The organism is Rhodococcus sp. PSi06 (assembly GCF_054960675.1).
In genome coordinates this window covers 1-1,289 of the sequence record NZ_JBHNYO010000032.1, presented here as the reverse complement: position 1 = coordinate 1,289, position 1,289 = coordinate 1, and the positions used below count along the sequence as shown (strand labels likewise).

The following is a 1,289-nucleotide window of genomic DNA, read 5'->3' as shown; positions in this document are numbered from 1 at the left end:
GGGACTGCCCCGGCTTTGGTTGACATCTGATCTGTGAGGATCGCTCCTCACGGTGGAAGGATGTTCACCATGCCGAAAGCATTCCCCGAGGAGTTCCGCCGCGACGTCATCGCCGTCGCACGCAAGGGCGAGGCCCCGTTGCGTCAGATCGCGAAGGACTTCGGAATCTCCGAAGGTTGCCTGCACCGCTGGCTCAAGATTGCCGATCGTGAAGACGGCGTCGTCCGTGACGGCCGGCAGAACCCTGGTGACGAGTCCGCTGAGCTGCGGGAGCTCAAGAAGCGCAACCGGCTGCTCGAGCAGGAAAACGACGTTCTGCGGCGAGCCGCCGCCTATCTGAGTCGAGACATACTCCCAAAATGATCTTCCCCCGCGAGCGGGAGGTGCCCCCACCGCTGGTCCTCGACCTTGCTGGCGACGGAGTACCCGTCACAGTGACCTGCCGGGTTCTCGGTTTCTCAACCCAAGCGTTCTACAAATGGAAGAAACAGCCAGTCACGCAAAGAGATTGGGATGATGCGCATCTGATCAACATTGCTCGTGAGATCCACGACGACGACCCCGCATTCGGTTACCGCTTCGTCGCAGACGAACTACCCGACCGCGGGATCACCGCCAGCGAGAACCGGGTCGCGCGGTTGTGCTCACAAGAACGCATCTGGTCGGTGTTCTCGAAGAAGCGAGGCCTGAACAGGAAGGCCGGCCCGCCGGTCCACGACGACCTCGTCGACCGTCAGTTCACCGCACAGGCCGCGGACGAGCTGTGGCTGACCTTTCGTCACCGAACACCGCACCGACGAGGGCAAACTGTATCTCTGCGCGATCAAGGACGTCTGGTCGAACAGGATCGTCGGCTACTCGATCGACTCCAGGATGAAGGCCTCGTTAGCGGTGTCTGCATTGGATAATGCTGTGGCGCAAAGAGGCTCGATGGGCACTATCGTTCACTCGGATCGCGGTAGCCAGTTCCGATCCAGGAAGTTCGTACATGCACTGTCGCGCAACGGGTTACGAGGTTCCATGGGGCGGGTCGGGGCGTGCGGTGACAATGCCGCGATGGAGTCGTTCTTCGCCCTCGTGCAGTAGAACGTCCTCGACCGCCAGCGGTGGTCGAGCCGCGAGCAACTACGGCTGGCGATCGTGACCTGGATCGAGAAGACCTATCACCGCAAACGCCGTCAACGACGCCTCGGCAAGCTCACCTCGATCGAGTTTGAGACAATCAACCGGACCGCACACGCGGCCTGAATCACTCAACCCCACGAGTCAACTGAACTCGGGGCAGTCCC

General features: G+C 61.3%; 1 pseudogene. It reads left to right on the top strand.

The window, feature by feature from the left end:
* Positions 1 to 69 precede the first annotated feature (69 nt).
* Positions 70 to 1,248: pseudogene (locus ACFI9K_RS24900) on the top strand (IS3 family transposase).
* The last annotated feature ends 41 nt before the right edge of the window (positions 1,249 to 1,289 follow it).